The 21,368-nt window shown below is 50.4% G+C and carries 25 protein-coding genes; 4 read left to right on the top strand and 21 right to left on the bottom strand.

Going from position 1 to position 21,368, the window contains the following annotated elements:
• The first annotated feature begins 20 nt into the window (after positions 1-20).
• Positions 21-347, top strand: coding sequence for a PTS sugar transporter subunit IIB (locus tag NSQ58_RS07810; RefSeq protein ID WP_023990091.1), 327 nt, complete (start codon positions 21-23; stop codon positions 345-347).
• A 66-nt stretch (positions 348-413) separates the two neighbouring features.
• Here the strand turns inward: NSQ58_RS07810 and NSQ58_RS07805 are convergent, their stop codons facing one another.
• The 3 genes from NSQ58_RS07805 to NSQ58_RS07795 form a co-directional block, all read right to left on the bottom strand.
• A complete protein-coding gene (locus tag NSQ58_RS07805) occupies positions 414-1,346 on the bottom strand; it encodes an NAD-dependent epimerase/dehydratase family protein (RefSeq protein WP_023990092.1) in 933 nt (310 codons plus the stop codon).
• A gap of 131 nt (positions 1,347-1,477) precedes the next feature.
• Positions 1,478-2,104, bottom strand: a complete 627-nt coding sequence (locus NSQ58_RS07800) for a DUF1796 family putative cysteine peptidase (RefSeq protein WP_023990093.1) — start codon at positions 2,102-2,104, stop codon at positions 1,478-1,480.
• Positions 2,097-2,744: a DUF1796 family putative cysteine peptidase gene (locus NSQ58_RS07795; RefSeq protein ID WP_023990094.1), complete on the bottom strand. Its 648-nt coding sequence runs from the start codon at positions 2,742-2,744 to the stop codon at positions 2,097-2,099. The genes NSQ58_RS07800 and NSQ58_RS07795 overlap by 8 nt, the downstream gene beginning before the upstream one ends.
• 244 nt (positions 2,745-2,988) lie before the next feature.
• On the opposite strand from NSQ58_RS07795, the gene NSQ58_RS07790 reads away from it, so the two are divergent.
• Positions 2,989-3,336 carry a hypothetical protein gene (locus NSQ58_RS07790; protein WP_023990095.1) on the top strand — a complete coding sequence of 116 codons (348 nt, stop codon included), beginning with the start codon at positions 2,989-2,991 and terminating at the stop codon, positions 3,334-3,336.
• A gap of 25 nt (positions 3,337-3,361) precedes the next feature.
• Positions 3,362-3,757, top strand: coding sequence for a hypothetical protein (locus tag NSQ58_RS07785; RefSeq protein ID WP_053326022.1), 396 nt, complete (start codon positions 3,362-3,364; stop codon positions 3,755-3,757).
• Between the two features lie 87 nt (positions 3,758-3,844).
• Here the strand turns inward: NSQ58_RS07785 and NSQ58_RS07780 are convergent, their stop codons facing one another.
• From NSQ58_RS07780 to NSQ58_RS07765, 4 genes are read right to left on the bottom strand one after another with little or no spacing between them, the layout of a single operon-like run.
• Positions 3,845-4,018, bottom strand: coding sequence for a hypothetical protein (locus NSQ58_RS07780; protein ID WP_167348638.1), 174 nt, complete (start codon positions 4,016-4,018; stop codon positions 3,845-3,847).
• A gap of 31 nt (positions 4,019-4,049) precedes the next feature.
• Positions 4,050-5,270, bottom strand: a complete 1,221-nt coding sequence (locus NSQ58_RS07775) for a glycosyltransferase family 4 protein (RefSeq protein WP_053326023.1) — start codon at positions 5,268-5,270, stop codon at positions 4,050-4,052.
• Between the two features lie 33 nt (positions 5,271-5,303).
• Positions 5,304-6,530: a sialidase family protein gene (locus NSQ58_RS07770; RefSeq protein ID WP_053326024.1), complete on the bottom strand. Its 1,227-nt coding sequence runs from the start codon at positions 6,528-6,530 to the stop codon at positions 5,304-5,306.
• Positions 6,530-7,804: a sialidase family protein gene (locus NSQ58_RS07765; RefSeq protein ID WP_256703477.1), complete on the bottom strand. Its 1,275-nt coding sequence runs from the start codon at positions 7,802-7,804 to the stop codon at positions 6,530-6,532. Before NSQ58_RS07765 ends, NSQ58_RS07770 begins: the two co-directional genes overlap by 1 nt.
• A gap of 142 nt (positions 7,805-7,946) precedes the next feature.
• On the opposite strand from NSQ58_RS07765, the gene NSQ58_RS07760 reads away from it, so the two are divergent.
• Positions 7,947-8,324, top strand: a complete 378-nt coding sequence (locus NSQ58_RS07760; RefSeq protein ID WP_028541479.1) for a hypothetical protein — start codon at positions 7,947-7,949, stop codon at positions 8,322-8,324.
• Here the strand turns inward: NSQ58_RS07760 and NSQ58_RS07755 are convergent.
• From NSQ58_RS07755 to NSQ58_RS07690, 14 genes are all read right to left on the bottom strand, one after another.
• The gene (locus NSQ58_RS07755; protein WP_076159705.1) at positions 8,317-9,519 is read right to left on the bottom strand and encodes a glycosyltransferase family 2 protein; all 1,203 of its coding nucleotides are present in this window, start codon (positions 9,517-9,519) and stop codon (positions 8,317-8,319) included. The two genes, NSQ58_RS07760 and NSQ58_RS07755, sit on opposite strands and share 8 nt — an antisense overlap.
• A gap of 28 nt (positions 9,520-9,547) precedes the next feature.
• Positions 9,548-10,264: a glycosyltransferase gene (locus NSQ58_RS07750; protein WP_028541477.1), complete on the bottom strand. Its 717-nt coding sequence runs from the start codon at positions 10,262-10,264 to the stop codon at positions 9,548-9,550.
• Positions 10,261-11,259, bottom strand: a complete 999-nt coding sequence (locus NSQ58_RS07745) for an NAD-dependent epimerase/dehydratase family protein (RefSeq protein ID WP_023990104.1) — start codon at positions 11,257-11,259, stop codon at positions 10,261-10,263. Before NSQ58_RS07745 ends, NSQ58_RS07750 begins: the two co-directional genes overlap by 4 nt.
• Positions 11,220-12,074, bottom strand: coding sequence for a dTDP-4-dehydrorhamnose reductase family protein (locus tag NSQ58_RS07740; protein ID WP_069080656.1), 855 nt, complete (start codon positions 12,072-12,074; stop codon positions 11,220-11,222). Before NSQ58_RS07740 ends, NSQ58_RS07745 begins: the two co-directional genes overlap by 40 nt.
• The gene (locus NSQ58_RS07735; RefSeq protein WP_025722608.1) at positions 12,071-13,057 is read right to left on the bottom strand and encodes a polysaccharide biosynthesis protein; all 987 of its coding nucleotides are present in this window, start codon (positions 13,055-13,057) and stop codon (positions 12,071-12,073) included. The genes NSQ58_RS07740 and NSQ58_RS07735 overlap by 4 nt, the downstream gene beginning before the upstream one ends.
• Positions 13,050-14,141, bottom strand: coding sequence for a non-hydrolyzing UDP-N-acetylglucosamine 2-epimerase (gene wecB, locus NSQ58_RS07730; protein WP_023990106.1), 1,092 nt, complete (start codon positions 14,139-14,141; stop codon positions 13,050-13,052). Before wecB ends, NSQ58_RS07735 begins: the two co-directional genes overlap by 8 nt.
• Positions 14,142-14,262: 121 nt before the next feature.
• Complete coding sequence (locus tag NSQ58_RS07725; protein ID WP_341057125.1) at positions 14,263-15,924, bottom strand: glycosyltransferase; 1,662 nt, start codon at positions 15,922-15,924, stop codon at positions 14,263-14,265.
• Between the two features lie 60 nt (positions 15,925-15,984).
• On the bottom strand, positions 15,985-17,118 hold the full coding sequence (locus tag NSQ58_RS07720; protein WP_023990108.1) for a CgeB family protein: 1,134 nt from the start codon (positions 17,116-17,118) through the stop codon (positions 15,985-15,987).
• Positions 17,119-17,151: 33 nt separating this feature from the next.
• Positions 17,152-18,243: a CgeB family protein gene (locus NSQ58_RS07715; protein ID WP_023990109.1), complete on the bottom strand. Its 1,092-nt coding sequence runs from the start codon at positions 18,241-18,243 to the stop codon at positions 17,152-17,154.
• 180 nt (positions 18,244-18,423) lie between these two features.
• Entirely contained in the window at positions 18,424-18,783 is a 360-nt protein-coding gene (locus NSQ58_RS07710; RefSeq protein WP_028541471.1) for a hypothetical protein, read from the bottom strand.
• Positions 18,731-19,081, bottom strand: a complete 351-nt coding sequence (locus NSQ58_RS07705; RefSeq protein ID WP_053326029.1) for a hypothetical protein — start codon at positions 19,079-19,081, stop codon at positions 18,731-18,733. The genes NSQ58_RS07710 and NSQ58_RS07705 overlap by 53 nt, the downstream gene beginning before the upstream one ends.
• Positions 19,081-19,413 carry a hypothetical protein gene (locus tag NSQ58_RS07700; protein ID WP_023990111.1) on the bottom strand — a complete coding sequence of 111 codons (333 nt, stop codon included), beginning with the start codon at positions 19,411-19,413 and terminating at the stop codon, positions 19,081-19,083. Before NSQ58_RS07700 ends, NSQ58_RS07705 begins: the two co-directional genes overlap by 1 nt.
• A 29-nt stretch (positions 19,414-19,442) precedes the next feature.
• Entirely contained in the window at positions 19,443-19,730 is a 288-nt protein-coding gene (locus NSQ58_RS07695) for a hypothetical protein (RefSeq protein ID WP_013311765.1), read from the bottom strand.
• Positions 19,731-19,849: 119 nt separating this feature from the next.
• On the bottom strand, positions 19,850-21,310 hold the full coding sequence (locus NSQ58_RS07690) for a glycosyltransferase family 2 protein (RefSeq protein WP_341057124.1): 1,461 nt from the start codon (positions 21,308-21,310) through the stop codon (positions 19,850-19,852).
• Positions 21,311-21,368 lie beyond the last annotated feature (58 nt).

Here is a 21,368-nt window from a genome sequence, read left to right as displayed (position 1 = left end):
AATTCTGGAGGCGCTCAAATATGAAAAAAATTATTTTGGCATGTGCTGCGGGTATGTCCACATCCATTTTGGTTTCTAAAATGAAAAAAGAAGCAACAGCAAGATCCATAGAGCTGAACATCGAAGCCATCCCCGAAAGCACCATCAAGGAAGAGCTAGAAGCCGTTACAGATTCTGTGATTGCTATTTTGCTCGGACCTCAAGTGCGGATGCGTAAAAAGGCAGTAACCGAAATTGCAGCTCCCTATGGTATCCCTGTAGATGTCATTGACACGTTGGCTTATGGTAGAGGAAACGGTGCAGCTGTCCTAGATCAAGCCTTGAAGCTGGCTGGCGAGAACATCTAATTGCTATTCAAATGAAAAAGAGGCTGAGAGTTACCTCAGTCTCTTTCTTGAGTTGCGCGCTCTTTATCAAGACATACCTTCTTTGCCTGAACCCATACTGCTCACATACGTTTCCTGTAAACCGGCAGAAATGCCGTATAGCGGTTCCCAACGAAGCCAATGTCTGGCGACTGCGTTACTAAGACAGCTATGGTGAATGTCTCCCGCTCGCGCTGGTGAATACACAGGGCGGACAGACGAACCGTGCAGCTTTAGTAAATCGTAGGCCAGTCGATTAATGGACGTCGTTCGTCCTGTACTTACATGTACTGTGCGTTGGTCCGCTGCATGGATAGCCGCCATATTCGCTCGAACTACATCCTTGACGTACACAAAGTCTCGGGTTTGTGTCCCATCGCCGTGAATGAGCAAGGGACTTCCTTTTTTCAGCCGCTCCATAAAGAGAGCGACTACACCACCCTCTCCCTTCGCGGCCTGACCGGGACCATACACATTTCCATAACGCAAAATCGTATAGTTCATACCGTACAGCCGATAAAAAAGTCGAATATACGATTCTGCGGTCAGCTTGGACAGTCCGTAGCCTGAAATGGGCTCCACGGGATCGTCTTCCTGTATACATTGCTTTTGCAACTCTCCATATACACCGGACGTGGATGCAAATATAAATTTCGACACACCCGCTTCATGACAAGCCTGCAACAAATGAATCGTCCCCAGCACATTCACATCCGCGTCCTCATCGGGTCGATGGATGGATTGCTGCACATCCGCCTGTGCGGCCAAGTGAAACACAATATCCGGGCTTTCCCGAATCAGCAGCGTCCTAGCTTCAGAGCTGCGAATATCCGCAATATGCATGACCGCGCGCGGGTCCACATTTGCCATATTCCCGGTCGTCAGATTATCCAGCACATGCACTCTGATGCCCGAATCAGCAAGCGCACGTACCAGCTGAGAACCAATAAATCCGGCTCCCCCGGTGACCAAAGCCTTCACTAGCTCACCCTCCTTTTGTACCGAAGCATATGACTTCCCTTCGCATCATGTTATGCGACTCCCTATAGCTTGGCGCAGGCACAAGCACAGTCCGAAGACAATCTATAATGTGTCTCTAGAATCTCAGCACCTCAGACATGCAGTCTCACGTTTTCCAGCATATAACGCCACATCTCATCCTGACCGTTCCATATATCCTCAGGTGGCAGCTCCACTGAAACCAGCCGCTCCAACCCCCAGTCCAGCTCCGTCACACCATCAGTCCCTGTATAATCCACGTATAACAAGCGAAAATCATGTGTAATCCTCTGTAATAACACATCATGTAGTTCCACCGCTTGCTCCCGACTACCCCCGAGACGAACCAGTAGCAGACGGGACGCAAGCGCGAATTGGTCCAGTAGACGTGCAATGCGGCGATCAAGCGTCGTTTTGAATGCAGGGTAGGAAGTCAGCTGCTCCGATGTATTCTGGCTAACCGGAAAATGGTGTGCTGCTGTAATCCCATAGGATGCATCCTCAACCATGAAGTTATGCTCGCCGTAATCATGCCCCGTGACACGTAGACTATCAACATCCATAAAATCGGCAAAACGGGCGTCCAGCAAGCGACTGATCTGTGACAAGTTACCGGAAATCATCCAGTCCAGCGGACCCGCATAGGGACGCAGTCCGTTTTTATCCAGCTGAATGGAAGGTAAGCAATGTCCACCCAGACTGAATACAGCATCATAATCCCCCTGCAACCGCTCAAGCACGACGCCCTCCCCTTTCCGAAGACAAGGTCATCCCTTTAAAAAGAGTACGCCAGTGCGGATCACTCTTGTAATTCCATACATCGGCAAAAGGCATTTCCACCGAGCATACATGCGGAAGCTGCCAATCCACCTCCGTCAACTCCGTTACGCCGGAACAATTCACCACCAACAAACGAAATTCATTCGCTACCATGCCCGACAAAATACGTTCCAGTTCCTCTACTTCTTCATAGGTTCCCAGCATACGGACGAACAAGCTGCGCTTCGCCATCTGTGTTTTTGCAAAAAAACGTTCAATACGACGGTCTATCTTTTCCTTGAACTCGGGATAGGTCACCAGATCTGAGGACGTATTGCGTTCCTGCGGAAAATCATGTACCGAGATCACATTATAAGCGATATCTCTGACCATATAATTCAGTTGGCTCGTACCAACGACACTTAAATTAGGCAAATCCATAAATCCGGCAAACCGATTTTCAAGCAAGCGGTTCACATCGGACAGCGTGTCAGACATCATCCAATCCAGTACCCCGGCAAACGGCCGCAAACGGTTCTTTTCCAATTGAATGGCAGGTGTACAGTTTTGTCCCAGACTGAAGACCGCTTCATATTCCCCTGCCAGCTGTGCGAGTCTCATAGCCGCGCCTCCTTTTTTAATACGACCCTTCCCTCAGATCCTGCTTGGCCCTTCTTCTGTAGTCGAAAAGGGACTTCAGGCCGTAGTTTGTTCCACTCTACATTACATGCACAGCACGGCGAAAAGGGTTGGACACCGATGCGCTTTTTGTCAAAGAGGCGTACAACTATCCAGTCCAATCCCGGCTATTTTTCATATCATATTAAGGCTGGTAACCTAACGGAATTCAAGGAGGCATCATCATATGTCCGTGTTTCTTTTAACCGTCGATCACCATCTCGCTTACCACAGCGCCCACATACAAAGCTGCCATGTGACCCTTTTCAATCGTGAAAAGAGAGCCGTCGATGTGTTGCTGGAAATGGGAAATGACAGTGGCGTTTTCCGACGGCAGCTCCTTCGATTGAACCCTTCTCCCGAAGCTGGCTCCGTGCTAGAACTCAAGGATATGGAGACCGCCCAAAATCCTTTTTACCTGCGAGTGGTAACGAGTATTTACAATCCGGAAACGCTGTTTATCCTGGCTGAATTTTTGGAAAACGGGAACATTGTCGCTAAGCGTACAGCCAGTCATTTTACCGTGACACCCTAATGAACGGGCAGAGGAGGAAGAAGGTATGTTGAAATATTCAGTTCAAAACAAAGCTGAGCCAGACACATATGCACTGCCTTTTCAGGTCACCGAACAGGAGAGCGTGCTCTCTACATTAATCATTCCTGCAAGTGAATCTGAAGGACGTATTGTCATTGAAGTCTCTCTGGCATGGGAAAATCCGCTGCTCAACTGGGATATCGGGGAGTTGGACATTCGATTGCGTCGCAATGATGAGCGGGGACCTATGCTGGATTGGTTGCAGGATTCCTGTTATCAGGAGGGATTTGCAGAATTAAGCTATGAGGAAATGGGAGAACAGGCAGAGCCTTATGTATACTGCTTGACCGTACAATCAGCTGACCGCCGTGCTGTTGTTACGGGGCCGCTCATAATTCGAGGCTCAGTTTATGAAGATTGACAAAAACCTGTTGGACAATGAACTGGAATAAACTAAAGGCAGGTGGGAGTTTTAAGCCCGACCTGCCTTTTTATAGGGTCTGTGCCTTCATGGTGCGGATTGTTTCAGACGTTCCAAAATGTCAGCGTCTGGCAGCTTATAATCTTCCGGCAACGAGGTGTTAATTCGGTTCCATATTGCGTAATCGACCTTCAGATCCGGGTGCGACTGCTGGATTTCAAAAATACGGTTGTACAAGTCTCCAACGACAGGAAAAGTCATGCTCTGCCTCCTAACTGTTGAATCAACATACTCAACGTACTTGATTCAGCGCTTGCCCATAAATATTCACGAGTCGCTCAATCATAACATCCAGAGACCAATGCGCGGTCCCCCATGCTTTGGCATGTTTTCCCATAGCTATCCGCACTTCATCCTGAGCCAGCAAATGCTGCAAATGAGCTGCCAGTGCCTCCACATCGCCAACCGGGGAGACCAGTCCGGTGTGTTCATGCTTCACCATTTCCGGCAGTCCGCCCGCATCCGATACCACTGCCGGAAGCCCCATAATCTGCGCCTCCATGACCGAAAACGGCTGATTATCCTGTATGCTCGGATGGACAAAAAGGTCCGCCAATTGTAAAAGAGCAGGTACATCTTCACGATGCCCCAAAAAAAACACGTCTTCCTCCAACCCTAGCTCCTTCGCCTGTGTTTGAAGCTCTTCCCTTTTATCTCCCTCCCCGACAATCCAGCAAACCCAATCCGTACGACTTGCTTTCAGCAGGCCAAGAGCGCTCATTAAATAATGCAGCCCTTTGATATAGACCAGCCGTGAAGGACAAATCATAACTTTTTTCCCCTCAGGTCGTACTATGTCCGTTCCCCGGGCGTGGACTTCCCAGAAGTGCTCGGTATCCAATCCGTATTGGAAAGTAGCAATCTGCTGCTCAGGCACTTCGAACTCACGCACAAGCGTCTGTTTCATCCATTCTGTAGACGTAATGGTAATATCCGCGGATAGAGCGCCATAGTGCTCCAGCGCCCAATAATATTTCCACATCAACGTCTCACGGTAACCCTCCTCATGATCCCTCTCCAGAGCCATCATGACTTCACGAGCCAGCGAGCCATGAATATTCGCTACCAACGCACTGTCCTTACGTTTGACCCGACTTAGAGCACGCGTCGCAATGACATCTTGCGTGTGAATAACATCATACTGCTCAACCCCGAAATACGCCGCTGCCAGCTCCATACAGTATCGATCCTTTTCCACCGTCTGCACCCATGAATCCAAATGTAATACAGGGACAGCCGATTCATTCAGCTTCGTATGCAACAGGGGCAGCAGTTGATCCTTCAGCAGCTCCCTATCTTCAAAAACAATATGGTATTTAGGTGTATCCGGTCCGTTCCCCATCAAGTCTACTGTGTGACCCAGTAGCTCCAGCCTCCGTTTAATTTGCAGCATAAAGGGCCATACGCCACCCAAATGAGGAATCGGCCAGTACGTAGCCAACAAAATTTTCAAAACAGCCTCACCTCCTCTGTCTCGTACGCTGAGCTACATTCCGTTGCTTCCGTAAATTTGCTGGAAACCCGATAACGCATCTGTCCAGACCGCAAAAAATCCATTATTCGGCACGATCGTTACATCAATAAAATTACCGATCGTAACGACTGGAACGGGACTAATCCCGTTAGGATTAAAGGAGCTGTCTGTTATTCTGAGGTTCGTAAATGTATTTCCTCCGTTCGTTGATTCGGCCACAAATACGTCTAATAAAGAGGTCGTTATTTGATTGGTATAATATACGATCTTAATCACACCGGTCACAGGCGAAACATCAATAGCCGGGAAAAAATGCTGTGCCCCTGCACTAGCCCCTGTCACAGATTGCGGCGCAGTCCAGCTTAATCCGCCATCCACCGAACGGGCGAGCAGCACATCCGCATACCCTGCCCGATTATCCTGCCAGACCGCATAAAGTGTTCCCTGATTCGGGCTAGTAGAGCGATCCACCGCAATGTTGGCCATCGGCAGCACATTGAAGCCAAACCCGGCCACGGGCAACGGACTCGGAACCGGGACAACAGAAGATACAGGCAGCGAAGAACTGAATGCTGTCCCCCCATTGAAGGACACAATGACCTGATATTGGTTAACCGGATTAGTTACAATGTACCCGACATAAATCACCCCAGTAATGCTCACGGTGATTTCCCCCCGCGTGATCTGATTAGAGCCAGCGGTGAGCACCACGGGTGTATCCCACGTGATCCCTCCATCCTGCGAACGCTGGAAAAACATGACTGATCCGCCAAAAAAGTCTGGATTGTACTGATGCGTATAACATAAATAGATGTTTCCGGTATAGGAGCTGACCTGAGAAGTATCAAATTTCACGCCGACCTCAACATTATTGACAAATGTCCCATACCCCCGCTGGGCAATCACGGGCGGATCAAATGTATTACCGTTGTCTCTGGATACATAGGTAGCGATAGTACCGCTCAAGCCGTCTGCGGTAAATACGTGACAGGCTATGACAAACAAGTTGGGAAAACCGTAGCTGACGCTATGGGATTCCGCCCCTACATAGCCGGCTGGCAGCGGTAAAATCTGCTGTGTGAAGGAGACACCGCCGTTACCTGAACGGTATACTGCTGTCAACGGCGGCCCAGTCGTAAAATCGATAGCCGCAGACACAATGGTACCGTCAAGCAGGTTGAAAGCTACACTCGGCTCCTGCGCCAGCCTTCCATTAGGCGTGAGCTGTACGTTCGGCATCAGGCTTCACCTCCCGGTACACCAGCAAAAATCGTCAGGCTGCCTGTACGCGTATCCGTCCAGACGGAAATGTAACTATTCGGCGGTACGATGGCGACATCAATATAGTCGCCGATCAGCTCTGATTCGCCTCCACCGACATTCGGATTAAAGGAGGTCGTTGTGAGACGACTGTTCGTAAAGGTGTTGCCTCCATCTGACGATTGGGCGGTGAACACATCCAGATTAAAGCCGTCCAGGCGATTGGTATAGTACACGACAACGACCAATCCCGTCTTAGGCGACACCGAAATCGCAGGAAAGAAATTTTGCGAGCCGGGCGGGCTGTCCGTCACGATGATCGGAGCACTCCAGGTACCGCCAAAATCGCTTGATTTGGACAATAAAATATTACTGTATCCCTGACCAAAATCCTGCCAAACGGCATATAGCGTATTTGTTGTGGAAGGCACACCCGAGCAGTCCGCGGCCAAGCTAGGGAAATTCAATATCCGAAAGTCATAACCAGGAACGGGCAAAGGATTGGGCACCAGCGTTATATTGGACACAAGAATATCCCCGCTGAAAGTTGCCCCTCCATCAAAGGAGCGCCGGATAAAGAAAGCCGGTGTCTGCGGCCCTGTACGAATCCAACTGACATATACACTGCCATATTTGTCGACCGCAGGCTCAGGCCGCTCCGTGGAGGATTGGATATTGGAAAGCAATAACGGTCGATCCCAGGTCAATCCTCCATCCGTAGAACGCTGGTAAAAGGCCGCAGACCGGGCATTAAACTCTACGTTGTATTGGCGGTTATACGTAACGTAGACGTGCCCTAAATAGGGACTTGCTCCTGCATTATCCGTCGTAATATTGGTCCAGTCATTATTAATGTAATCTCCATAGCCCGGGTTAATGACCACTGGAGGATCAAAGGTGGCACCATCGTCCGTAGAGCGATAGATCACAACAGCCCCGTTCTCATTTCCTGGAAACACATGTGCGGATATGATGAAAATATTCGGGAACAGATAGGCTACCATTCCTGCCTCGGCTCCTGTATATCCCGGTGGAATTGGCAGTAAAGTATCAGTCCAGTTCGCCCCGGCGTCCAAGGAACGATACAGTCCAATCAGCGGAGGCCCGCTACTAAAGTCAACAGCTACAGCTACAACGATATTCGGATTCAACAAATTAACGGCGACACTGGGCTCAAATTTGGGCAAACCGCTGGGTGTTACCTGAAAATTCAAAGGCATCGCAAGCATTCCCTTCATTATATAAATGGACATGCCTGAAGTATTTCTATTAAAATGTACTTTTTTCAGCACAGTCTACAGACAACCATACAAGCTTTCTTTTCAATAGATTCATAGTATAGAAGCATCCCTTCAGGGGTTTTCCAATATTCTGTTTTTTGAGAGGATGATTCGATTGGCTTTTACAACCGGATATATGACCAACACTAGAGATTTCGGTACTGCCTGCTCCAATGTCGTTGTAAATTTGGTCAACGAGGATACAGTGAACGCGGCAACCGTGACCATCCAAATTTTTTTCTCGCTTGTACCGGATACCAAGATCCCCTTATACGTGACATCGGTTAACTTACCTGTAAACTCTGTTGCCCGACGTACCTTCTTTGTGCAAGGGGTCCTTGCCTACGAGGTACAATACAACGTAGTCTCCGCTGCACCTTCCAATGTTGTGCTCTCCAACTTTGGACTGGATCAGTTTGGTAATGTTGTACAGGAGCATCGTGTTCTTCAGTCGGAACTGACCACAATCCCGGCGCTGTCTCCTGTTATTTAAAGTTGCCCTGCTCCAGTGCTTGATGCAATCTGTGGGTGTAATACACGTAATTCCATTCCGGCGGTACGGACTGAACCCCTCGGCCGCTACCGATGGTTGAGTGGTCATCTGTATAGTAGGAAAAGGCATGTGTATCCTGTAATGGGCGCAACAAATCCGTCAGATACAGCAAATCCGTCACGGCAATATATGGTTTGACACCGAAGCATACAACAAAGCGTGTCGTTGTTTCACCAATAGCCTGAACCAGTGCTTCCTGGACCGAATAATGCTGACGTGGCGTTACGATTAACCGAGGATCGAGCATCATCGACAGGAAAGCGGCGGCTCCCTGTTCTGGCGTTAAATCCAGCAACCGTACCACGCAATTGCTGTAGTGCTGCTCCAGCAGATTATCCAGCAATGGTTCAGCTTGAGCCATAGCCGTGACAGGCATTAAAATCGTCATTTCAAGTGGGATGCCCCGACGTGCTCTCGCCTCATGCTTGGCGATTTGGAATGCGTGCCGCCAGCGTCGGTGCTCCTTCTGGCTGTGCAGGCCGGCCGATACACTAAATGTGGAATTCACCCGGTAATCCATCAGGATCTCCGGGATGAATTTCATGCTGCACGTCTCGGTCAGCCGCAGCCAGTAATCATAATCCTCAACTGGTTGCAGCCGATAGCCGCCAATCAGGCGGGCATATTTGCTTTTGTACATAAATGAAACCCCGACAATGCTGGCATTCAGCAATTCATGATGCGGCTGGCCTTGGTACCGGATCAAAGCTTGCTGATGCTGCTCGTCATACAACGGGTTCCCACATGCGTCAACCTGACGGAAAGTAGAGAACACAAGGCCGAGTGAGTCCGGTCCCTGCTCCAGCTCCTGCCGCAATCGTTCAATAAAGTAAAAATTATAAACATTGTCGCTGGATACCCAGGTCACATACTTGATCGCAGGATCTTTAAACAACTCATCGAATCCTCGATTAAGGGCGTGGGATACTCCTTTGTTCTGAGGGAGTGTAACCAACTGAACGCGCGGGTCTCCCATTGCTGCGTGGAGCGCTGGTCCCACCATTTCCGGCGCTCCGTCAATAACAATGATGAAGCGAAATGCCCTGTAGCTCTGGGCTAGTACGGATGAGATCGCAGCTTGCAGATAGCCGATATCCTGTTTGTACAGTGGCATAACAATCCCCGTATCTACCATATCAATCCCCCCTGACAGACTTTCGGCTTCATGAGGATAAACCGCTCAATACCTGACTGAAGCGATCTCGATAACGCGCTTGGGTTATGTTGTACTCCCGCTCCACAGCGGGCCAATGTTTTTTGGTTCCCATTTCATCATGCCAGCGGTAGTTAACCAAGGACTCGTTCAGAAAAGGAAATGGATATCCCGCTATCATTACTCGGTACCACATATCCAGATCATGTGTGTACGGTAGCAGTTCATCAAACAAACCGATATGTGCAAACAGCTCCTTTTTAAACATAACCGTGCATCCATTAACCGGATTTCCTTGCTGAAAAAAACGGTAAAACTCCGTCATAGACGGAAACACGGCGGCTGCCTGATAACTTGTGACTTGGCTGTATTGATTGATGAAATTGAAATTGGTGTGGGAGATGTACGCACCGTTTTCCACCATAAAAGAAACCTGATTATTAATTTTGTCCCTATGATAGGTATCGTCGGAGCTGAGCCAGGCAATATATTCCCCGCTGGCATGTCGGATACCATGATTCAGGGCGCTGGCTGTTCCACCGTTGGATTTGCCCAAATAATGTATATACGGAAGATAGGCCTGAAGCATATCAACATGTTCCGTGGACCCGTCATCGACGACAATAATCTCGAGGGGCCCATAAGTTTGCTCTAGTGCACTTTGCAAAGCCTGATCCACATAGGCACAGTTATAAAAGGGAATGACGATTGTTACTTTTGGTCTCATATCGTTCCTTCCTTTCCAGCTCGGCGGTATTGAATCATATCCTCCAGAGATTGCCCCAGCTGTATGGTCGGCTTCCAGCCCATATCCTCCAGCTCTTTCGCACGATATGCCTCGGTGGATGCTGACTCTTCCACATCCCCCCATTGTATGGGAATAGATGTTTTGGCCAGCGCAACCATACGTTCCACGATATTGCCCAGTTCCACAATGCGGCCTGTGCAGACCGAGTAAACTTGGCCTGGCACCCCCTGTTCCAATAGCACACCGTATGCGCGAACGGCATCACGAACGTCGAGGAAATCACGTTGCGCATGTCGGGAAGATACCCGGAACGGGGCAGTTTCAGTTACGGACTGCCCCTCCAGACGTTCCGTCTGAACGATATACCCCGCGAGTAATGCACAAAATCCGGTAGATGGACCCGGACCGATCAAGTTGCAAGGCTCTGCTAGCATGACGGATTGTTCGAACAGCGCGCCCCACGAGAGCGCGACTGCCTCTTGAAGGCTTTTGCTAAGGCTGTATGGATGAGTTGGATGATACGGAGCCTGCAAAGCCGTCTTTAGCCGAGAGCCCGCCACGACAATTCTGGCTTTGGGGAAAGGTCGCAGTACATCGAGCAGATACAGGGTGGACAGTACATTGGATTCCATGTATAGCAAGGGACTCTGCCAAGATTCAGGGACGGAATTTTTACCACCCAGGTGAAGCACATAATCCGGTGCAATCTGTCTAATGACTTCGCCCAGACGTTTCTTGTCGAGCAAGTCACACACATAAGGCGTAATACAGTTACGGGTCTCCGCCTCTGGACTGTTATTTTCATCATCGCGAGCCAATAAGATCAGTTCTGAGACTGAAGCGACAGTGCGAGTCAGCGCCGCTACCTCCCAGCCGAGCTTTGCAAAATGGCGGCAGGCATGCATCCCGGTATAGCCCGCCGCTCCGGTAATGACTATGACAGGCCGACGTTGTTCCGCTGTGCTTCCGTCCATTCCAGCAGCTCCTTCAGCATGATGCTGTAGTGAGGAACATCGTAGAGCAGATCGGCCCGGGTAGAACGAAGCGTCCGGTCCTGCACCGGCTCATCTTTCGGCACGATCCGAATATCCTCCCTATTCCAGATGTCTTTGAACAGCAGCAGCAAATCATGCTTGCTGATCGGTTCAGGGTGAACCAGATGAATGAGTCCGTCCAGCGGCTCATTCATCTGCACCTGTATCGCCTTCGCTAATTCCAGCGTCGTAACCCCGTTCCAAAAGACCCGGCGATACCCGTTAACGTCTCCGCTCTGTTGCAAGAACCAGTGCAGCAGACCAATGCCTCCCGGCCGAATTTCCGGCCCGATAATGGAGGTACGGATGGTCAGATGCCCTACGGCCTTTACTTCTCCGAGTATTTTCGTCAAAGCATAGGCACTTGTCCCATCGGGTTGATCCGTCTCTTTATATAAACCTGGTACCCGATTTCCCTCGAATACGCAATCCGTGCTGATATGAATCAGTCGGGCACCGATACTGTCCGCTGTTCGCCGGAGAAGATGTGGCAGCAATCCATTGATTTGGTATGCTGCGATCTGATTCTCCCCGGCATGCTGATTCAGTACGCCTACCGCGTTAATAATAACGTCTGGCCGTACACTCCGTACCAGCTGCTCCACCATAAAGCTGTCCTTTACATCCAGCAGCAGACCGCCTTTATTTTCGGGATCACGGGTGGTGTAGAACACGTTATACCCGCTCTGGTTTTGGAAATACTTAACCAGAACATGGCCCGCCATGCCGTTACCACCCAAAATAAGCAGCTTCATTTGATGAACCCCCCGCTTTGGAGAATGCTGCGAATCTCCTCTTTGGACATCAAATTGAACTCCGAGCTAAAGCTGCTGAACGACACCGGAGGGCACTGAGTATAGCGGTCCTTTAATTGAGGAATATTCAGCGTTGGGAGAATAACCAAATATTGCTCGTCATAGACTACCGTCGTCAGGCTTTCAAAGTCACTCATCAGAATTTCATGAATTTTCTCGCCGGGACGCACACCTTTTTCTACAATTTCTACGTTTTCCACACCTGAATCCTCAATGAGCACCTCAGCCAAATCCACAATACGGCAGGTTGGCATGGTCATAATAAAAATTTCCCCGCCGACACTTTCCACCGAGGCTTTGAACAGGAGACTGATCGCATCACGCAAGGTCAGGAAGAAGCGGGTCATGTTCATGTCTGTGATCGAAACCTTGCCCTTTTGGCGAATCTGGCTTTGGAACAGATGCACCACGCTTCCGTTTGTGCCCAAAACATTACCGCCGCGCACCGTCACGAAACGTGTATCGCTATTCAGCAGATTGGCGTAAACAATCAGTTTTTCTCCAATCGCCTTCGTCATGCCGTAAAAATTAGACGGATTTGCGGCCTTGTCAGTCGATATATAAATGACTTTCTTTACCTGATTGGCAACAGCGGCCTCGATCACGTTTTGGGTGCCTACGACATTGGTTTTGAGTGCCTCATAGGGCTGATCCTCACAGACGGGAACGTGCTTGAGCGCTGCCAAATGAAATACATAGTCCACTCCTTGACAAGCGGTAGTCAGCGCATCCTTATCCCGAATATCTCCAATACAGAAGCTGAGTCGTTCATCCTCAAACTGCCTGTTCATGGCAACCTGACTGGATTCTCCACGTGAAAAGATAATGACCTCTTTGGGGTTACGCGGCAGTAACTGGGCAACCAGCTCATGCCCCCAGGAGCCGGTACCGCCGGTAACCAAGATACGTTGGTTTTCAAACATGCCGTTTCCCTCCAAGCAGAAATTTAACTACCTTATCCGACACATCTTCCGCCAGATAGCCCGCAGGACATTGCCACTTATGGGTCATCCCGGTCATTATGGCTACCGCGTTTGCTATAACCTCGCCATCAAGACCAGACACGATATTGCTGCCGCAATCTACCGTTTCCGGCCGTTCGGTCGTCCGGCGCATCGTAACCGTCGGTACCCCCATGACACAGCATTCTTCCTGTACGGTACCACTGTCCGTCAAAGCGCAGCGGGCATGCCGCTCCAGCAGAACGAAGTCAAAAAAACCGAACGGTTCGTGAAATTCCACTAGCGGGTCAAGCTGGATCGGCGGATGGCTTGCGATTCGGGCGGCAGTGCGGGGATGAATACTGCAAATGACCCGCTGCCCGAACTGCTGGGCTACCCGGTTAAGACCATCTAAAATAGCCAGCAAATGCGGTGGATGGTCCACATTTTCAGCTCTGTGGGCAGTGACCAGGAAATATTCTCCCGGCGACAGTCCCAACTTTTTCAAAATTCCACTGCCCGATACCTCTTTCTTATAGTGCTGCATCACTTCGTAGATCGGATTTCCAGTCAGTATAATTCGTTGACTTGGAAAGCCTTCGCGTAGTAGGTGCTGCTTGCTTTGCTCCGTATAAGGCATATTAATGCTGGATATTGCATCAATGACACGTCGATTCTTCTCCTCCGGCACATCCAGATCATAACAGCGGTTCCCCGCCTCCATATGCACGACCGGGTAACCCATACGTTCCGCAAGCAAGGCACATAAGGCGCTGTTCGTATCACCGAGCAATAACACATGATCAGGGCGTTCCTTGTTTAAAATATCCTCCATCTGCGAGTACATGACGGACAACTGTTTGCCCAGTGTCCCCGCTTTCTCCTGAAGTACATAATCCGGGGCACGCAGTCCCAGCTCGCGAAAGAACTGCCCGCTCAGGCTTTCGGTGTAATTTTGGCCCGTATGCACAAGCACATGTTCATCTGCATGGCGGTCCAGCTTCGGAATGATCAGGCTGAGCCGTATAATTTCCGGTCTTGTGCCGAGCACGGTCAATATTTTCATGGTTTTGGAACCCACCTTTGCTGTCGTTGTTTCATTGAATTGTGGCGTTCAATGAATGATAGCCATCCAGCAGACTGGCTGTGCTCCAGCTTAACGTTCATCTCAACGGTCCGGCGTAGATTCACCCGGACCGTTGTTTTGTATGCTGTCCAGCCTTGAGTGTGACTCGCTTCTGCTTGTGCGCGTTGTGCCGTCGTGACCGGTGCTTGAATTTCCGCTTGAGCTTCTGTCTGGACTTGGTTTTCGGATAAAGCCCCTTCGACAACGGGGACCCGAGAATTTTCTTGAGGCGACTCTTGCCGCCGCTTCTCTTATACCTGCGATTCCGCAATCTGGTACGCTTGCGGCCCTTTGGCCATCTCGCCCGAACACTACGCTTGCCGCGGAGCAATTCGGGCGGTGACTCAGGTAAAGGGGATGGTGGTTGTGGCAAGCCCTGAATGGCTGCATATTCGATTGGCGGCAGACCCAGCACAGGCAGTTGACACACCACCGATTCGGGAAATTCTCGAATCGTGCTGGTATATCCCTCCGGTATAGCAGTGACCTGACGCAGTCCTTCGCCTTCCCTCGTCCATACTGGTCCACCTGGCTGCTGAATCAACGGGAACCAATGCGGATGATGACATACCCATTGACTGACCATGAGGTGTAGACTGCTTCGGTAGGAATCAGGTCCGTATACACGTGTAGCCGCACTGTTGTTACGCACACCAATCCGTTCCACTTCCTCGGGATGATCGAGCAGATAGCTCACTTTTTGCGCCAGCATGTCGCTGTTGCCCGGCTCAACCAAAAAATCTGTATTTCCCGTCGCCTCCATCAATTCCACAAGTCCACCCTGCGCAAAGGCTACCACGGGCTTACCGTAAACTAGCCCTTCCAGGGCGGTCAGGCCAAAGCCTTCCTCCACCATACTTGGGATCACAACAATATCCATTGCGCTATAGGCCGTTGACACGGATTCCTCGAATGAATTGAACTGGAAGCGGCGGCTATAACGAGATTGGCGGATTAAAGAGACACATTTTACGTAATATTCCGAGTCCACCGAGCTGCCGATGATCCAGAAACGACACCGCGAATTGGTTTCGCACAGCTTTAGAGCCATTTGGACAAAAGGTAACAGCCCTTTGGCTTCGTAGATAAAGGAAGAAATATAACCAATGCAAATATGAAAATCCCGCAGCCCCAGTTTTTCACGTTTCCTTCTCCGTTCCAGCACATGCTCTTTGGGAGACGGCATATCCATATCCCGGCAGGGAGACAACACCGTATGCGGACGTGTCAGTCCCCCACCATGCAAAGGACGCATTACAGCTTGCGAAATGCCAATGACCCATTGGCTATAGCGCTCTATGATAGAAACAGAAACGGGCGTATGCGCATTCTGGTTAATGACCTCGGTTATTTTCCAGATCACTGGAATATTAAGCTCTTGGGCAGCCATTGCAGGCATGACGTTCACACAGGTATTGACCAGCACCACATCAGGTCGAGCATGCCGAAGCATTTGGAACAATGGTGCATACGCCACATGGGTCCGCAGATTCTCCGCATCTTGCGCCAATCCCTCATATGGGGTATACATGCCATGCAGCATGAACAGGTTCTGTGTCAGAACGGTGATTCCGCGCTTGCGGGCCATTGAGGTCAGCCGCCCTTCACCAGGCGTTACGAGAATACAATCGAAGTACGTACGCATGTCTAGACAAAATTGCAATAACAGTTTCTCTGCCCCCGTAATACTTCGGACGTTGCTAACATGGCTGAATAGCATCATTTTCGGCTTGATCGGAGTTCACCTCCTTTAAAATAGCAACCATCGGACGTGTGAATCACCTTATGGAAATATGACCGATAACAGTTGGTCAATCCGGTGACCATAGGTGTGCTCCCGCAGGGTTCGTTCCAGAGCACGCAGGGCAATCTCATGGCGCTCTTTTTCATGCGTTAAATAAAACTCAACCTTCTCCAGCAGTTCCTGCTGAGAGCTGTAGGTCTCTATCTCTTCCCCCGGCTTGTAAAAACGAGCCAGATCATCTCTTGTATCTGTCAGTTGCAACGTGCCACTGGCAGAAATTTCAAACGTGCGCGGGTTGGGCGAAGCCCCCGGAATTTTCAGTGAGTTGTTGTTCACCGAATCATCCTGATGGGAACGATGAAGATTAATTACGATTTTGCTGCCGTTATACGAATCATTGGTCTCGACCGGAGACATCCAGCGACCCAGCTCAATTTTGTCACCATACGACTGATAATCCGGGAGACGATCCCACCAGATTCCGTTGATTTTAATGTTACGGGCCATGAGCTGAGGCATAATCGGATTGAAGAAATAGATGCGGTTCCAGTAGGCTGAGCCTGTAAACCCAATCTCACGTCGTACCGAAGCGGGCGAGCTGAGTGGGAAATAGTGAGTCAGAAATGCCCCAAAGGGCAAATAGTGCACAGACGTGCAACCCAACTGGCGGTACAGCTCCAGGCAGTTCATTTCTAACGTGAACACATAATCATAATTCGTAACGATTTTGGTCGTCGTGTCGGTGTAATACGGATCGTCCGTTAGCCAGATGGCGGTGGGGATGCCCAACTGGCGTACCGCAGTAACCTGCTCCAACGGAAGATCCATTCCATCCAGTGCCAGCATCAGATTCGGACGGAGCTGAGCGGCAATATCTCCTACCGGCTGACGTGGGTCTGTTACGGTAACCTGAGCCGTCATGCTTTGCAACGTGGTAATGACCGCCTCATCCAGCGGAGAATACGGAAGGCCTTTGCCGGAGACGACATACAGTACATGGATTTGTCGAAAAGGGAAAACTGCTTTCATCCGCCCAACAATTGCGTTAGCACGTCCGCGCAGATATCCTTCGTCGTATCCGTCATGCACTCCCGCAATTCTCCCCCTTTCCCAGGAGGCTGCCGCCGTCTGGTGAACAGCCGGGTCATACGGTCCTGTCGTAGATATCGTCATCACTTTCACTCCTCACTGTTTATGGTGTTTACTTTAGGCCATCGCCTTGTCCAGCAGTTCTTCCATACGATTGGAGTACATATGCTTTTGCATAGTCGTGTACAATGCGCGCCAGGCCATGCGTTCGCGTTCCCAGTCATGCTTGAGATAGTAGTCCAGCTTCACTTTCAGCTCCTCTGCTCCAGAGAAGGTTTCAATGTCATAGCCTGGTCGGTAATAACGGCTCAAATCCTTCCGAATATCCGTCATTTGAAGCGTGCCGCAAGCAGAAATTTCGTATGTCCGAGGATTGATGGACTCCGCTGAAAGCTGGTGTGTATTCCGATTATCCAGTCCGGGGTCTGTCGGGCGGTGCATATTGATGACAATTTTGGAGCCGTTATAATACTGAGCGGTCTCTTCCGGCTCCATAAAACCTGGACGGATAAAGCGTTCCAGCACATCCCGCCGGGTCAGCCGATCCCAGTGCCCACCTACGATCAGCACTCTTTTGTCCGCCAAGAAGGGAGCAAGGTAGTCGAACAGCTTCACACGGTTCCAGAAGGCATTTCCAATGAAGCAAATATCATGCTGATGTTCCCGCTCTACCCGCCGGGGATAAAAGATACGAGTTGACGCAGCCAGCGGCAAATAGTGAACCCTCGTTACTCCCTGATCGCGATAAAACGGCAGGCAAGAAATTTCGTGCGTAAATACGACATCGTAGGATTGACAGATCAACGCCGTATCCTCCGTAAAGTAAGGATCATCTACAAACCATATGGCCGTCCGAATGCCTAGGGCTCGTATTTGCTGTACCTGCTCCAGATGATCCGCCGGAAAAACATGCAGCCCGTTCATGACCAGCACGAGGTCTGGACGTTGAGCCTCGGCGTCAGCTAGCATCGTAGCAGGCGTACCGATGGCGCATGAGCTGCATATTTGGCCTAATGCCTCTTGCACACCTGTGTCTATAGCTGCGAAACCTTGCGGAATATATAACACTTTCAAATGACGAACAGCAGGCTGTATTGCCACGACCTGTGACAGAGCAGCCGTGCAACCGCCCATTCTGCGTCCTTCCCGATAGCCGCATCGGTACGCTTCGCGTTCATTTCCGCTTTGTTGATCGTTCACATCCTTCACCCTGTCCTGTTGTGGGATAAACTTCTGTCACTCCTAAACTATATGCGGAGGGGTCAAACGCATCATGGACGACTGCCACTGCCCGGACAAAATTGGCGTTTGCCCGTCCAACTGCCGAACCGCAAATAACCCCAAAGCTGTTAGCTTCGGGGGAGAACAGTAATAGATGATTTGCACAGTTTACTGAGCTTTGTAAGCGAGCTGGTGTCCATCTTCATAACCTTTGGCAAAGCCTGAATTGAAACCCTCGTTGTAAGCTGCATCATATCCCTGCTGAAATGCCTGCGGATCATGCTCCAATACAACAGTCCCGGGCTGTGGATTGTCCGCAGAAGGGGCTGCCGCCGGGTTAGCTTGAGGTTTTTTCCGCCGCCGCAAAAGAGGATGTCTTCTACGTGCAGAATGAAGTCCTCTTTTACGGCGTCTTAGAGCAAGGAGACGTCTTCTTCTCCGTTTTAATCTCCGCATGCTGGAACGCCGGGCATCTTTACGTCTTTTGCGGGCTTTGTCCCGAGTGGCGCGTTCCCACCTTGTACTCATTTTCATTCCTCCTTTGCTTTCTCGTGGTGGTTTCATTTTTCTGAACAGGCACATGGAGCCACGGCTTAGCCGGTTTCCCATATACCTGTCGTCTTAATGGAATACCCGCCAACATTTGCGTGATTTCTCCCTGGTAGTTGCTGAGTATACGAATGGTTTCTTCCAGACGGGTAGCCGACATATCCGCATGGGGCGTCAAGTCCGCAAGACTGGTCAGCATCCGAGCAACGGCGTGCTGGCTGGCAGCAATAGACTCCATCATATCCAGCTTGATCTCACGTTCACGCCTCATGCTCATTAGTTCATATCCCCCGAGCCCATTCCTCCCATCATCCCTTCCATGCCGCCACCCTGCTGCTCATCCTGATCCAGCAATGCTTTGAGATTGCTGCAAAGTCCAGTCTGAAGCCGCGTTAATCCCTCCAGCATTTCCACCATTTGCTCGTGAATCTCCAAAGGTCGTCCCAGCTGTTCTTCATCGGTTTCAAAGGCGTGGGGCGCCAGATGGTTCAGCGCCCAATTACGCACTTTTTCTGCTTCGACCGCCTTGGCCTCCAGAATCATAGACACATTCCGCTGCATTTTGGAGGCTGCGTCCAGCATGTGAATCATTGCTTGTTCCCTACTCATGTGTTCACTCCCTGCCCTCGGTTGTTACGTTACTCCTCTTCCGGGTATGCCGTTTCCTTCACGACACGAACGAGCATTTCAGCCATTGCTTCCTGAAGATCGGCAATACCGTTCAGATAGGCCACAATGCTTTTGTTTACTTGTCCCGAGCTGTCGAGAATGCCCGGAATTCCATCAAAACGCGGCTCCTCATCTGGCAGTTCATGTATGATCTGCGCCATGCGCACAACCACCTGACGTTCCGCATCCAACAACCTTGACATCTGCTGCTGCGAGTGCGAAATGTGGATCAGCAAATCATCTAACTCGTTATGCATAAGCCCCTCCTTTATGTGCTCCGCCGTGCGGAACGCACGAATTACCTACGGGCTTTCCGCTACTACAGCGTATGCCGCAGCGAGTAGTCGGTTCCGCCTAAAAGCGCCTATTCAGATCATTACAGATGCCCGTGCAGCACTGGTGGAGCAATAATAGGCTGCTTCTCCACCAAAGCCGACAAATCTCCGGGAGACAAAAACTGAATTCGGTAGTCCTCTGCCCGCCAGCTCATCGCAGCGTACAGGGTAAGGAACGGCCTTTTCCAGCCGTTACCGATTTGATACAGTTGCCCGCCCTCAGCATACAATACCTCGATCCATCGCTTGCGTTGAGCCGGTATATTCAGTGTGGGCAGCATGGACATGTTCTCCAGATCGGGAGCCGCCAGTACAGGAATAGGTTCCTCTGGCGGCTCAGCTACAGGTGCATCAATGCTGCCGGAAACTGTGGCCTCCGGCTTCCCTACCAAGGGAAGCACCAACAAATCCAGCTGAGACACTCTAACAGGGCGCACATTTTCACCTCCCGCAGCACTGACTCCATGCAGATACCGCCTTCTTCCCGGCTCTAACCGAAATACTGCTCCAGACGGTCCCTGAACAACCGCTCCGATGGGATAAAAGCTTGCCGCTGATACGTGTGTTTCCTTACCTGTTGATATCTGGCCGTCCGTCTCCGCTGTACTGAATTTCAGGTTGTGGAACAGCTTATCCGCGTCCCCCCACTTTTGTACAAAAAAGGATCGGTTCCGGCTGCTTTCCTCCATTGAACCGCTTTTTTCGGTCGTTTGAGGAAAACCATACACCGTATCCCGATCTCTTTCCTCATAATGGATAAAAGCATCGCCGGCAATTGCCATACGTATCCCCAACAAACGCACACGCAGCAGCCAATCTGCATGGGCTTCCTGAGTACTGTGGCAGCCTTCGTCCCAGTAGCCCGTTTTTTCCAGTGTCTCTCTGCGCAGCAATAAACAAAATCCGGCTAAGCTTTCGGTCTCTCGCCATGCATCCGGGTTAGGCATATTGTAGGTCATGGCAAATTGACGTGCTCCATTTTCGTTCATATAAGGAACCTCAATCTGCTGTTCTTCGAATGGACCATTCGTTACAGGCCCAACAACACCGATACGCGGATCGCTGTATAAACACGCTAACAACCGATCCAACCAGCCGGGGGTCACCATGGAGTTTTGATCCAGTACCACAATAGTTGTGCCTTTTGCCATCATCAGCCCCTGATTCAGGCTACCTATCATTTGAACATCCTTTTTTAACAGCGCATAACGCACAGCGATGCTTTTACGGAGCAAATAGGTGGATGTCCCGTCCGTCGAGCCGCAGTCCACCACAATAATTTCGTGAGGATGGCTCGTATTCTCCTCAATACGGTGAATGCATGCACGGAGCTGTTGAAGCTGATTGCAGGACGGAATGATAATACTGACGCCTTCAAAAACCTTGCCGAACGAAGCCTGGCCCAACCTGTTGCCTTGCTCCTGGCCCCTTTTAAATCCTGACCAATAGCCTTTCTTTCCGAGCCGCTTGCTGTGTTTCCTTTGCATATTCAGGCGTTTCATGCCGTTCACTCCTCCGGGTGGCATTATGCCTATACTATATGCCTGGCCCGGCCGGATG

Source organism: Paenibacillus sp. FSL M7-0134, from assembly GCF_038007865.1.
GTDB lineage: Bacteria > Bacillota > Bacilli > Paenibacillales > Paenibacillaceae > Paenibacillus > Paenibacillus polymyxa_B.
This window is presented reverse-complemented; position numbering and strand designations above follow the sequence as displayed.